This window comes from Microbacterium sp. NPDC056234 (assembly GCF_042267585.1).
Taxonomy (GTDB): Bacteria; Actinomycetota; Actinomycetes; order Actinomycetales; family Microbacteriaceae; genus Microbacterium.
Map to the genome: position 1 here is coordinate 128,223 of NZ_JBHJTE010000002.1, position 13,049 is coordinate 141,271.

The following is a 13,049-nucleotide window of genomic DNA, read 5'->3' on the forward strand; positions in this document are numbered from 1 at the left end:
CTTCTGAAGGAGACAGGATGCTGAACGCTCTTGTCACGAACCTCGCGGCCGAGGAAACGCCTAACCCGCTGATCCCCGCGTGGTACGACATCATCTGGTCGGCCCTGTGGTTCGTCGTCATCCTCGTCGTGGTGTGGAAGGTCGCCCTTCCGCGCTTCACGAAGATGCTCGACGAGCGCTCCGCAGCCATCGAGGGAAACATCGCGAAGGCGGATGAGGCTCAGAAGCAGGCCGAGGCCGCGCTGGAGGAGTACACCCGCCAGCTCGCCGAAGCACGCACCGAGGCCGGTGAGATCCGTGAGGCCGCCCGTGAGGACGGCAAGAAGATCATCGCCGAGGCCAAGGATGCAGCGACGAGCGAAGCCGCGCGTGTGACCGCAGCCGCGCACACGCAGATCGAGGCCGAGCGTCAGACCGCTCTCGTCTCGCTGCGTTCCGAGGTCGGCACGCTCGCACTCGACCTCGCCGGCGGCGTGGTCGGCGAGACGCTCTCCGACGACGCACGTGCCACGGCCGTGGTCGACCGCTTCCTTGCCGACCTCGAGGCATCCGAGGCGGCCAAGTAATGGGCAGCGCGACCACTCAGGCTCTGTCGGCGACGACGGCGGCTCTCTCGCAGGCCAAGGGCGTGACCCTGGGTACGGCGGAAGAGCTGTTCGCCGCCGCACGGCTGGTGGGCGGTTCGTCCCAGCTGAGCGGCGCGCTCGCAGACCCGTCTGCCACGGCCGAATCACGCGAGAAGGTCATCCGGACGGTGTTCGCGGGGCTGTCGGCGAGTGCGCAGGACGCGCTCGTCTCGCTCTCCGTGCAGCGCTGGTCGGACGCGTCCGACCTCGTCGACGGCATCGAGGAGCTCGCCATCCGCGCGGTGGCGATCGCGAAGCCGAAGGACGACATCGAGGGGGAGCTGTTCGGCTTCCTCCGGGTCGTCTCGGGCAACCCCGAGCTCGAGCTCGCGTTGGGCAGCCGCCTGGGCGACTCCGAGGCGAAGGGCGCGCTGGTCGAGAAGGTCATCAGCGGTGCGACCGGTGCTCCGGCCACGCTGATCATCTCGTCGCTGGTGCGTCAGCCGCGCGAGCGACGGGTGCGTCAGCTGCTCAACCGCGCCATCCGCATCGTCGCCGCGCAGCGCGGCCTCATCGTCGCGACCGTGCACACGGCGAAGACGCTGAGCGACGCTCAGCGGACCCGCCTGATCGACAGCCTGTCCCGTCGCTACGACGGCCAGATCACCCTCACCGAGATCATCGACCCCCACGTGGTCGGAGGCCTGCGCGTGCAGGTCGCCGATGACGTCATCGACGGCAGCATCTCCGCGCGGCTCGCCGATCTTCGACAGAAGCTCGCGGGCTAAACACGACTTCGCGCGGGGAACCGCGCACCCAGATACAAAGGGAAGACAATGGCAGAACTATCGATCAGCCCCGACGTCATCCGTGACGCGCTGAAGGACTTCGCCGCCGCATACGAGCCGAGCGGCGCTGCGGCGACCGAGGTCGGCACCGTCATCGACGCCGCCGACGGCATCGCGCACGTCGAGGGCCTGCCCGGCGTCATGGCGAACGAGCTCGTCACCTTCGGCGACGGCACCAAGGGCCTGGCCCTGAACCTCGACGAGCACGAGATCGGTGTGGTCGTTCTCGGCGAATTCACCGGCATCGAGGCCGGCCAGGAAGTCACCCGCACGGGTGAGGTCCTCTCGGTCCCCGTCGGCGACGGCTTCCTCGGCCGCGTGGTCGACCCGCTCGGCACCCCGATCGACGGCCTCGGCGCGATCGCCGCCGAAGGTCGCCGCGAGCTCGAGCTGCAGGCGCCCGGCGTCATGCAGCGCAAGAGCGTCCACGAGCCGCTGCAGACCGGCATCAAGGCCATCGACGCGATGATCCCCGTCGGCCGTGGTCAGCGCCAGCTGATCATCGGCGACCGCCAGACCGGCAAGACGGCGATCGCGATCGACACGATCATCAACCAGAAGGCGAACTGGGAGTCCGGCGACCCGACGAAGCAGGTGCGCTGCATCTACGTCGCCATCGGGCAGAAGGGCTCCACGATCGCATCCGTGAAGGGTGCGCTCGAGGACGCCGGTGCGATGGAGTACACCACCATCGTCGCCGCTCCGGCCTCCGACCCGGCCGGCTTCAAGTACATCGCTCCCTACACGGGTTCCGCGATCGGTCAGCACTGGATGTACGGCGGCAAGCACGTCCTCATCATCTTCGACGACCTGTCGAAGCAGGCTGAGGCCTACCGCGCCGTCTCCCTCCTCCTGCGCCGCCCGCCGGGCCGCGAGGCCTACCCGGGTGACGTGTTCTACCTGCACTCGCGTCTGCTCGAGCGCTGCGCGAAGCTGTCGGACGAGCTCGGCGCCGGTTCCATGACGGGTCTTCCGATCATCGAGACCAAGGCGAACGACGTCTCGGCGTACATCCCGACCAACGTGATCTCCATCACCGACGGCCAGATCTTCCTCCAGTCCGACCTGTTCAACGCCAACCAGCGTCCGGCGGTCGACGTGGGTATCTCGGTTTCGCGAGTCGGCGGTGACGCCCAGGTGAAGTCGATCAAGAAGGTCTCGGGTACGTTGAAGCTCGAGCTGGCTCAGTATCGCTCGCTCGAGGCTTTCGCGATGTTCGCCTCCGACCTCGACCAGGCATCGCGCCGCCAGCTGTCCCGTGGCGCGCGCCTGACCGAGCTGCTGAAGCAGCCGCAGTACTCGCCGTACCCGGTGGAGGACCAGGTCGTCTCGATCTGGGCCGGCACCAACGGCAAGCTGGACACCATCGAGGTCTCCGACGTTCTCCGCTTCGAGCGCGAACTGCTCGACCACCTGCGTCGCAACACCAAGGTGCTCGACACGCTCCGCGAGACGAACGTGCTGGACGACGACACGGCCGCCGAGCTGGGCAAGGCCACCGATGCGTTCATCCTGGAGTTCCAGGGCGGCAAGGGGCAGGCCATCGGCGCCCCGGGTCACGAGGAGCACGCCGCGGCCGCTGCCGAGGACGTCAACCAGGAGAAGATCGTCAAGGGTCGTCGCGCGTAACGCGCGGGGTACGCACTTATGGGCGCTCAACTCAGGGTCTACAAGCAGAAGATCTCTTCTGCTCAGACGACCAAGAAGATCACGAAGGCGATGGAGCTCATCGCGGCTTCGCGCATTCAGAAGGCGATGGCGCGCGTTCGCGCGTCGTCTCCCTTCGCGCGAGCCGTGACCCGAGCCGTCTCCGCCGTCGCGACGTACTCGAATGTCGACCACCCGCTCACCCGTGAGCCCGAGACGGTCCACCGCTCCGCGGTCGTGATCTTCTCGTCGGACCGCGGCCTCGCCGGTGCCTTCAACTCGCAGATCCTGCGAGAGGCGCTGGAGTTGTCGGAGCTCATCCGCTCCGAGGGCAGCGAGCCGGTCTTCTACCTCATCGGTCGCAAGGCTGTCGGCTACTTCCAGTTCCGTGGCATCGCTTCGGCCGCGGAGTGGACCGGCGACACCGACACTCCGCACTTCTCCACCGCGGAGGAGATCTCGGCGACACTGCTGGAGGCGTTCTCCCGCGGCGGCGTCGACGGGGGAGTGGACGAGATCCACCTCGTCTACAACCGTTTCGTGAGCATGATGACGCAGAGCCCGGAGACGGTGCGTCTGCTTCCGCTCGAGATCACGGAGTCGGACGAGTCGGACGCCGGCAGCGCGGTGTACCCGCTGTACGAGTTCGAACCGGATGCTGAGACCGTGCTCGACGCGATCCTGCCGGTGTACATCCAGAGCCGGGTCTTCAACGCCCTGCTGCAGTCGTCGGCCGCCAAGCAGGCCGCGACGCAGAAGGCGATGAAGTCGGCCAGCGACAACGCCGACAAGCTCATCACCGACTACACCCGTCTGCGCAACAACGCGCGTCAGGCGGAGATCACGCAGCAGATCGCAGAGATCGTCGGCGGCGCCGACGCGCTCTCGTCGAGCAAATAAGAACCTCAAGAAAGAGACGAAGATATGACCCCCACCGCCACAGCTGATGCTGCGACCGCGGTCGTCGGGCGCGTCGCACGCGTCACGGGCCCGGTCGTCGACATCGAGTTCCCGCACGACTCGATCCCCGAGATCTACAACGCTCTGAAGACCACGATCACGATCGGCGACGAGTCGACCGAGATCACGCTCGAGGTCGCTCAGCACCTCGGCGACGACCTCATCCGTGCCATCGCCCTGAAGCCGACGGACGGCATCGTCCGCGGCCAGGAAGTGCGCGACACCGGCGAGGCCATCTCGGTCCCCGTCGGCGACGTCACCAAGGGCAAGGTCTTCAACGTGATCGGCGAGGTCCTCAACGCCGAGCCGGGTGAGCAGATCGAGATCACCGAGCGCTGGCCGATCCACCGCAAGGCGCCGAACTTCGACCAGCTCGAGTCGAAGACCCAGATGTTCGAGACCGGCATCAAGTCGATCGACCTCCTCACGCCGTACGTGCTGGGTGGAAAGATCGGCCTGTTCGGCGGCGCCGGTGTCGGCAAGACCGTCCTCATCCAGGAGATGATCCAGCGTGTGGCCCAGGACCACGGTGGTGTCTCGGTGTTCGCCGGTGTCGGCGAGCGCACGCGTGAGGGCAACGACCTCATCGCCGAGATGGAAGAGGCGGGTGTCTTCGACAAGACCGCCCTCGTCTTCGGCCAGATGGACGAGCCGCCGGGAACGCGTCTGCGCGTGGCACTGTCCGCTCTGACGATGGCGGAGTACTTCCGCGATGTCCAGAAGCAGGACGTGCTGCTGTTCATCGACAACATCTTCCGCTTCACGCAGGCCGGTTCCGAGGTCTCCACGCTGCTGGGCCGCATGCCCTCGGCCGTGGGTTACCAGCCGAACCTCGCCGACGAGATGGGTGTGCTCCAGGAGCGCATCACATCGACGCGCGGTCACTCGATCACCTCCCTGCAGGCGATCTACGTGCCGGCCGATGACTACACCGACCCGGCTCCGGCGACCACGTTCGCGCACCTCGACGCCACCACCGAGCTCAGCCGTGAGATCGCGTCGAAGGGTCTGTACCCGGCCATCGACCCGCTGACCTCGACGTCGCGCATCATGGATCCCCGTTACCTGGGTGACGACCACTACCGCGTCGCGACCACGGTCAAGCAGATCCTTCAGAAGAACAAGGAGCTGCAGGAGATCATCGCGATCCTCGGTGTCGACGAGCTCTCCGAGGAGGACAAGATCGTCGTGTCGCGTGCACGTCGCATCCAGCAGTTCCTCTCGCAGAACACCTACATGGCCAAGAAGTTCACCGGTGTCGAGGGCTCCACGGTCCCGCTCAAGGACACGATCGAGTCCTTCGACGCGATCGCCAAGGGCGAGTTCGACCACGTCGCCGAGCAGGCCTTCTTCAACGTCGGCGGCATCTCCGACGTCGAAGAGCAGTGGGCGAAGATCCAGAAGGAGAACGCCTGATCATGGCCCTGAACGTCAGCCTTGTCTCCGCGGACGCGGAGGTCTGGTCGGGCGAGGCGAGCCTCGTCGTCGCGAAGACCGTCGAGGGGGAGATCGGCATCATGACCGGTCACGAGCCCGTGCTCGCCATCCTCGCGCAGGGCGAGGTGCGCATCACCCGTGAGGACGGGTCCAAGGTGCTCGCCAACGCGCAGGACGGTTTCCTCTCGATGGAGGGCGACACCCTGACGATCGTGGCGGGCAACGCCGCGCTCATCGCCTGATCCGACCGATACACCTCATCGAGGCGCCCGTCTCCGGTTCTCCGGGACGGGCGCTTCGATGTTTCCGTTCTGGAAGACCTATGAAGATCCTGCTCCCGCCGTCCGAGACCAAGCGCCCGGGTGGCGATCTCCCCGCGCTCCGGCTCGGCTCGCTGTCGCTGCCCTCTCTGGAGGCCCGACGCGAGGCGGTCATCGACGCTCTCGTCGACCTGGCCGGTGACGAGGACGCGTCCCGGCGTGTGCTGAAGCTGAGCGCGCGTCAGGTCGGGGATGTCCTCCACAATCGCGAACTGCGGACGGCACCGACCATGGCAGCGGTGGACCGCTATACCGGCGTCCTCTACGACGCGTTGGATGCGCCCGGTCTGGATGCCGCATCCAGAGCGCATCTGCACGAGCACGTACTGATTCATTCGGCTCCCTTCGGCCCGATCGCCGCCCTGGATCCGATCCCCATGTACCGGCTTGCCGCGGGGGCGTCGCTTCCCGGCGTCGCTCCGCTCCGGCGCCACTGGGCGGATGCCGCGACGCGCGCGTTGGCGGAGGAGAATGCGCCGTTCGTGCTCGATCTGCGCAGCGAGGCGTATGTCGCGTTGGGGCCGATCCCGGCATCCGTGCCGTCGGCGTACGTCCGGGTGGTGACGGAGGCAGACGGAGCCGCCCGCGCGCTCAACCACTTCAACAAGAAGGCCAAGGGGGCCTTCGTGCGTGCGTTCGCTGAGGATCGTGTCACCCCCACCTCGGCACGCGCCCTCATCGACTGGGCCGAATCCCGCGGAATCCGACTTCGTGAGACCGGGGATCCGGGTATCTGGGAACTCGTCGCATCCGTGTGAACGACAGCGCGATCCCGCGCCGCGCGCTTCGTTGCTTGCAGTTGGGCGGTATGGGAGAGTAGTCCTGCTTCGGCTTCGGATGAAGCCACTCTAGGAAGGACTTCCATGTCGAACGATGCAACCGGATCCACGGATCCGAACAGCGGAGATCAGACCGGAGCAGGCATGCCGCCGACTCCGCCCGCCGCGCCGGAGCCTCCGGTCACACCGCCCGCTCAGCCGCCTGCCGCACCTCAGCCGCCGACCGCGCCCCCGGCAGCTCCTCAGCCGCAGGGACCGTCGCAGGGGCAGCCTGGCGCGCCGGTGTACGGTCAGCCCGGGCAGCCGGCGCCGGGGTACTCGCAGCCCGGACAGCCGGGATACCCGCCCGCAGGGCAGGCTCAGTACGGCCAGCAGCCCGGGTACGGTGCCGCTCCCGGATACTACGGCGCAGCCGCTCCCATCCAGCAGAGCAACATCACCGCGAACCTCTGGCTCTCGGTGTTCTTCAGCTGGGTTCCCGCGCTGATCTTCTTCCTCGTGGAGAAGGACAAGGTGGCGCCGAACTACCAGCGCGCCAACGCCGCAAACCTCAACTACCAGATCATCGTGGCGATCGCGTACGCGGCCGCCGGCCTCATCACGATCGTGACCTTCGGTATCGGTGCGATCCTGTACGCGCTGCTGCCGATCGCTCAGCTGATCATCGGCATCATCCACGCGATCAACGTTCCGACTCAGTTGCAGTCCGGCCAGGAGGGCAAGTTCTACCTGTCGCCCAACTGGGTGAAGTAATCGCGTCGGCTTGACGCGAGGAAGGGAGCTCCCGACACTCGGGAGCTCCCTTCCTTCGTAGCGGGGTCGTTTCAGCGCTTCTCGGTGTTGTCGGCCGTGCGCTTCGTGTTCTCGGCCACCACGATCAGGGCGACGACCGCCTCGATCCAGAACCTCAGCACGATGACGGCGACGAATGCGCCGATCGGGGCTGCGACGATCGCGAGCAGGAGGACCATGAATCCACCGCCGGCGTTGAACTGCATGATGCCGATGCCGCTGGCGATGCCGCCGAAGAAGTAGATGAGGAACGCCAGCGCGATCACGATGAGCCCGACGGCATAGAAGATGCCGGCGAGCTTGCGGGAGATGAACCGCTGGAACGAGAAGTCGAACAGCGATCGGAAGAACGATCCGGTGCTTGCCGGGCCCTGGGTCGGCGCGTGAACACCCGGTCCGTGCGATCCTGTTCCTGCGGGTCCGCCGGGGCCGGGGTACGCGCCTGGTGCTCCCGCACCGGGGCCCGCCTGGCCGGGGTACGCGCCCGGTCCTCCTGCGCCGGGGGCACCCGCGCCCGGCCCGCCCGTGGCTGCCGGCCCACCGTGGGCCGGCGGCTGCGCGGCGGGCTGCCGTGGTGCGGCCGAGGGCTGGTGCGCTGGGGGCATCGGCGGTGGGGTCTGGTCACCAGCGGGGTTGGACGGCGTGTTGTCGCTCATGCGATCATCCTCCTCGGGGAATGAGGTCTCTGGGGGACCTTTTCGCGCCCACCCTAGCGAACGCACCGAACGAGGTGGTGGACCCTGCCGGGTTTCGGCGTATCCGGCAGCCGCGACCGCTGACACCGGATAGCGTTGATGCATGGCGTTCTCGCACTGTTCCGTGTCCACTACGATGTGTGGGAGTCCTGCGGCCACCCGGAACGCCGTCGGAGCACCGGAGGAAGCTCGTGGCTGACAGAACAGCGCAGACGTTCGATGTGGATGATCGCTTCTCGCTGACCTGGGCGGGCGCGACCGATCGCGGTCGCCGTCGCGACACGAATCAGGATGCGTTCCTGGCGGAGTATCCGCTGTTCGTCGTGGCAGACGGCATGGGCGGCCACGCCGGCGGGGAGATCGCGAGCACGAGCACGATCGACCGCCTGCGAACGGTGGTCGCGAGCGGGGCGGTCGACGCGGAGGCGATCGAGAGCGCGCTCGCTCTGGCCGTGAAGGATATCGCCTCGCACCCGGACACGACCGACGAGGGAACCGGCACGACGTTGACGGGCGTCTTCATCGACGTCTCCGCCGACCCGCCCCGCTGGGTGTCGCTGAACATCGGAGACTCGCGGGTGTATCTGCTGCGCGACGAGCAGCTGGTGCAGATCACGACGGACCATTCGGTCGTCCAGGAACTCATCGCGTCCGGCCGTCTCAGCCCCGAAGAGGCGGAGGGGCATCCGTACAGCAACGTGATCACGCGCGCGGTCGGCGCCAGCGAGCTCTTCGCGCCCGATTACCTCGGTATCGAGGTGCACGACGGCGATCGATTCGTCATCTGCTCGGACGGCCTGACCAAAGAGCTCACGGATTACGGCATCCATCATTTCCTGCGCGAGCACCCGGATCCCTCCGGTGCGGTCGACGCGATGCTGGATGCCGCGCTGGAGAACGGCGGTCGGGACAACGTGACGCTGATCGTCGTGCAGGTCACCGCTCACTCGACCTCCACAGAACACTGATCCGTCGGTCCGGGCGCTGAGTCTGTGGACAGCGCCGTCTGCGCTGTCGTGATGCGGTTCGCTGGGATGCATGTCGTCCGAACCCATCTCGCTCCCCGCGGCTGTGCAATCGCCTCGGCGTCCACCGATTCCGTTCGTGGCAGCTCTGGTCCCCGTAGCCGCCGGTCTCGTCCTGTGGACGGTCACCGGGTCGATCCTCTCGCTGTGCTTCGCGCTGCTCGGCCCCCTCATGATCTTCGGATCGCTGCTCGATGGCATCCGACAGCGTCGAAAAGAGACGAAGCGGCTGAAGGCTGAGGCGGAGACGGCGTGGGAGCGCGTCGACGCCGAGTTGACCGAGCAGCGGAGCCAGGAGAGAGCGCGGCTGTGGCGCCGACATCCCGATGTCGCGCACTGCCTGACCGAAGAGTCGTTGCACGAGGACCGTCCGGCGGAGGCCGGTACGGCTCTGGTCCTCGGCTGCGGTGAGCGGCCGAGTGAGATCCGATTGAGCGGCGGCGACGATGATCGAGGGCGAGAGATGCGGCGCAGTGCCGCGATGCTCGACGATGCTCCTGTGGTCGTCCCGCTGGGCCGCGGCATCTGCATCAGGGCGCCCCGGTCCGTCGGTCTGGCGATCGCTCGTGCGCTGATCGCACAGCTGTGCCTGCGGCACCTGCCGACACGGTTGGCGCTGGCGGGGCCATTGCCGGAGGGGCGGGTGTTCGCGCACGCGCGCTCGGCATCGCGGGGTGTCTGGACGATCGGGGTCGCGATGGAGGGAAGCATCCCGGCGGCAGACGCCCTGATCTGGGTGCGCGCGGCTGAGGACCCGGTGCCGGATGGAATCACGACTGTGATCGACTGCGTGCAACCGAACGAGGCGACCCTGCGCACAGCCGACGGTACGCAGCAGATCTCGGCGGAGTGCGTGTCGGCCGCGCAGTTCGCGGCGCTCGCGAACGCCAGCTCGGATCGAGCAGGCGAAGACGCGGAACTGCCACGCCGCGTGCAGTTGGCCGAGCTCGCATCCACCGCCGGCGGGGGCGGGCTCTCCGCAGCCATCGGACGGCGGATCCACGGCGACGTGGTCGTCGACCTGGTCGCGGATGGCCCGCACGCGATGGTCACAGGGATGACCGGTGTCGGCAAGAGTGAACTGCTGGTGACGTGGGTCGCTTCGATGGCGGCGGCGCATGGACCGGACGAAGTCGTGTTCGTACTGGCCGACTTCAAAGGCGGCACGGCCTTCGATCCGCTTGCCGGGCTGCCGCACGTGACGACAGTACTGACCGACCTGGACGAGGACGGCGCGCGCCGCGGGGTCGAGAGCCTCACCGCAGAGCTTCGGCGGCGTGAGCGCGTGCTGGCCGGCGCCGGAGCGAGGGACATCGCGGACCCGGCTGTGCAGATGCCGCGATTGGTGATCGTCGTCGACGAGTTCGCGGCCCTTCTGCAGGAGCATCCCGATCTCGGAGCCGTCTTCACCGACATCGCTGCACGGGGGAGAGCCCTCGGAATGCATCTGATTCTCGGGACGCAACGCGCGTCAGGGGTGATCAGGGACGCGCTGGCCGCGAATTGCCCGCTGCGCATCAGTCTGCGCGTCTCAGACCCGGCTGACAGTCGGATGGTCATCGGGTCGGATGCCGCGGCAGAGCTCGAAGGAGGGTCGCTGTCGCGCGGTATCGCCTTCGTTCGGCGGCCTCAGGACGCCGCCGCCGATGCCATGCGCGTGGCTCTGACCCGAGCGGATGAGCTGAGGACGATCGGTTCACGCTGGGCGCAGGCAGAACGGCCGGTCGGGCCGTGGCTTCCCGCCCTGCCGACCGAACTCGCGCTCGCGGAGCTCGCCCCCGCATCCGACGGCGAGGTCCTCATCGGAATCGCAGACGAACCGCAGCGTCAACGGCAGCCGGCGATCACGCTGCGGGTGGGTCGCGAACGCGGGCTCGGAGTGATCGGCGGTCCTGGGTCCGGCAAGACCACGCTGCTGCGCACGTTGCGCTTTCAGGACGAAGACTCGTTCACGATCCCCTCCGATCCGGAAGGCGCCTGGGATGCCCTGGCGATGCTGGAGAGCGGTCGCGTCGCAGCGGATCTCATCCTGTGCGACGACGTGGATCGGCTGCTTGCGGCGTACCCGACGGACTACTCCCTCGCGTTCGCGGACCGCCTGGAACAATTCGTGCGCTCCGCGGAGAACCGATGCATCGTCCTCACAGCCGGCCGAGCGACAGGTGCCGCATCCCGCGCGCTCGAAGCCCTCCCCGAACGGATGCTGCTGCGATTGCCGAGCAGGAGCGAGCACCTGGCTGCCGGTGGCGAGACGGCGTCGTTCCTTCGCGACCGCACGCCGGGGCGCGGGCACCTCGCATCGCATGAGGTGCAGGTCGCATGGGTACCGCCCGAAGAGGACGCCGACGGTGCCGATCGATGGGACGACGGCGAGTACTGGCAACCGCAGCGCGGCCTGGTTGGGGTGATCGGCAATGGCTCGACGCGCCTACTGGCCGGATTTCGCGCAGCGTTCCCCGACCGGGAGGTCGTGCCGGCTGGCCCGAGCGCGGCCGGCGCGGCGGGTGCGGGACCCGAGCCGGTCGGACGTGCTCTCGCCGTCGACGCGCCCGGTGCGCTCTCGCCCGCCCGCATCATCGTCGGAGACGGCGAGGCCTGGCAACGCGACTGGTCGCGCTGGCAGAGCGTCCGTGCGGAGGGCGAGGTTCTCGTGCTCGCGGAATGCGCGGCACAGCTGCGCACCATGGTCGGCATGCGCGAGCTGCCCCCTTACGCGCGACCGCACCGAGCTCGTGCGTGGCGTGTGCTGGACAGCCGGCCGCCGACTCGCGTGCTGCTTCCTCGCGAGCTGGAGGCCGGCTGAAGGGGCCGTGGGGTGGTGCCGGTCAGAGCACCTCGGCCAGCGGCGTCAGCGGCAGGTCGTGTGCAGCGGCGACGCCGGGATTGACGACCGCTCCGCCGGTGACGTTCAGACCGGACGCCAACGAGGCATCCTTCGTCGTCGCGGTGCGCCACCCTCCGGCCGCGATCGCACGCGCGTACGGCAACGTGGCGTTCGTCAGTGCAGAGGTGGAGGTGTTCGGGACTGCGCCCGGCATGTTCGCGACACAGTAGAACACCGTGTCGTGCACGGCGAACGTGGGGTCGTCGTGGGTGGTCGGATGCGTGTTCTCGAAGCATCCGCCCTGATCGACGGCGATGTCCACGAGCACGCTTCCTGGTCGCATCTGCTCGACCATCGCGTTCGTCACGAGTTTGGGAGCTCGCGCGCCGGGGATGAGGACGGACCCGATCACGAGGTCGGATTCGACGACCGCGCGGCCGAGATCCATGGGGTTCGAGGCCGCCGTCTTGACGCGACCTGCGAAGTGATCGTCCAGCATCCGCAGCCGCGGGATGTTGGTGTCGAAGATCGTGACATCGGCGCCCATGCCGCTCGCGATCACTGCCGCGTTCGCGCCGGCGACGCCCCCGCCGATCACGGTCACCCTGGCAGGTCGTGTGCCGGGGACACCGGACATCAGAAGGCCGAGGCCACCCTGTGAACGCATCAGGGTGTGGGCGCCCACGAGCGGCGCGAGCCGTCCGGCGACCTCGCTCATCGGGGCGAGGAGCGGAAGGCCCCCTCCGGCGAGCTGCACGGTCTCGTACGCGATGGCGGTCATGCCCGACGCGACGAGCCGGTCCGTCAGAGGGCGGTCCGCGGCGAGGTGCAGGTACGTGAAGAGCGTCAGGTCGTCCCGGAAGTGCGCGTACTCACTCGCGACGGGCTCCTTGACCTTCATCACCAGCTCCGCGCGTACCCAGACCTCGGCGGGGTCCTCGACGAGGACGGCTCCCGCAGCGGCGTATTCGGCATCCGGCATGGACGATCCGGCACCGGCGCCGGACTGCACGATCACTTCGTGTCCGGACAGCACGAGGTCGTGCACGCCGGACGGCGTCAGTGCGACGCGGTACTCGTTGTTCTTCACCTCGGTGGGGACGCTGATCCTCATCGTGGCTCCTTTCCTCCCCTCCTCGTCGAGGGGGTTCACCGC

At 67.9% G+C, this 13,049-nt stretch carries 12 protein-coding genes; 10 read left to right on the forward strand and 2 right to left on the reverse strand.

What is annotated here, in order from left to right:
- Window positions 1–17: 17 nt before the first annotated feature.
- From ACFCYE_RS06430 to ACFCYE_RS06465, 8 genes are all read left to right on the forward strand, one after another.
- Entirely contained in the window at window positions 18–566 is a 549-nt protein-coding gene (locus ACFCYE_RS06430; protein ID WP_376177348.1) for a F0F1 ATP synthase subunit B, read from the forward strand.
- Window positions 566–1,354: a F0F1 ATP synthase subunit delta gene (locus ACFCYE_RS06435; protein WP_376177350.1), complete on the forward strand. Its 789-nt coding sequence runs from the start codon at window positions 566–568 to the stop codon at window positions 1,352–1,354. Before ACFCYE_RS06430 ends, ACFCYE_RS06435 begins: the two co-directional genes overlap by 1 nt.
- A 48-nt stretch (window positions 1,355–1,402) precedes the next feature.
- Window positions 1,403–3,043, forward strand: coding sequence for a F0F1 ATP synthase subunit alpha (gene atpA, locus ACFCYE_RS06440; RefSeq protein WP_376177352.1), 1,641 nt, complete (start codon window positions 1,403–1,405; stop codon window positions 3,041–3,043).
- A gap of 18 nt (window positions 3,044–3,061) precedes the next feature.
- Entirely contained in the window at window positions 3,062–3,961 is a 900-nt protein-coding gene (locus ACFCYE_RS06445) for a F0F1 ATP synthase subunit gamma (protein ID WP_376177354.1), read from the forward strand.
- A gap of 24 nt (window positions 3,962–3,985) precedes the next feature.
- Window positions 3,986–5,437 (forward strand): F0F1 ATP synthase subunit beta, encoded by a 1,452-nt coding sequence (atpD, locus tag ACFCYE_RS06450; RefSeq protein WP_376177356.1) that lies wholly within the window; start codon window positions 3,986–3,988, stop codon window positions 5,435–5,437.
- A 2-nt stretch (window positions 5,438–5,439) separates the two neighbouring features.
- Window positions 5,440–5,700, forward strand: a complete 261-nt coding sequence (locus ACFCYE_RS06455) for a F0F1 ATP synthase subunit epsilon (RefSeq protein WP_264157494.1) — start codon at window positions 5,440–5,442, stop codon at window positions 5,698–5,700.
- Between the two features lie 80 nt (window positions 5,701–5,780).
- Complete coding sequence (locus ACFCYE_RS06460; protein WP_376177358.1) at window positions 5,781–6,536, forward strand: YaaA family protein; 756 nt, start codon at window positions 5,781–5,783, stop codon at window positions 6,534–6,536.
- A 105-nt stretch (window positions 6,537–6,641) separates the two neighbouring features.
- The gene (locus ACFCYE_RS06465) at window positions 6,642–7,310 is read left to right on the forward strand and encodes a DUF4870 domain-containing protein (protein ID WP_376177359.1); all 669 of its coding nucleotides are present in this window, start codon (window positions 6,642–6,644) and stop codon (window positions 7,308–7,310) included.
- A gap of 71 nt (window positions 7,311–7,381) precedes the next feature.
- Here ACFCYE_RS06465 and ACFCYE_RS06470 read toward each other — a convergent pair whose 3' ends face one another.
- A complete protein-coding gene (locus ACFCYE_RS06470) occupies window positions 7,382–8,005 on the reverse strand; it encodes a DUF4282 domain-containing protein (RefSeq protein ID WP_376177360.1) in 624 nt (207 codons plus the stop codon).
- A 230-nt stretch (window positions 8,006–8,235) separates the two neighbouring features.
- On the opposite strand from ACFCYE_RS06470, the gene ACFCYE_RS06475 reads away from it, so the two are divergent.
- On the forward strand, window positions 8,236–9,012 hold the full coding sequence (locus tag ACFCYE_RS06475) for a PP2C family protein-serine/threonine phosphatase (RefSeq protein ID WP_376177362.1): 777 nt from the start codon (window positions 8,236–8,238) through the stop codon (window positions 9,010–9,012).
- Window positions 9,013–9,148: 136 nt separating this feature from the next.
- Entirely contained in the window at window positions 9,149–11,872 is a 2,724-nt protein-coding gene (locus tag ACFCYE_RS06480) for an FtsK/SpoIIIE domain-containing protein (RefSeq protein ID WP_376177363.1), read from the forward strand.
- A gap of 22 nt (window positions 11,873–11,894) precedes the next feature.
- Here ACFCYE_RS06480 and ald read toward each other — a convergent pair whose 3' ends face one another.
- Complete coding sequence (gene ald / locus ACFCYE_RS06485; RefSeq protein ID WP_376177364.1) at window positions 11,895–13,007, reverse strand: alanine dehydrogenase; 1,113 nt, start codon at window positions 13,005–13,007, stop codon at window positions 11,895–11,897.
- Window positions 13,008–13,049: the final 42 nt, after the last annotated feature.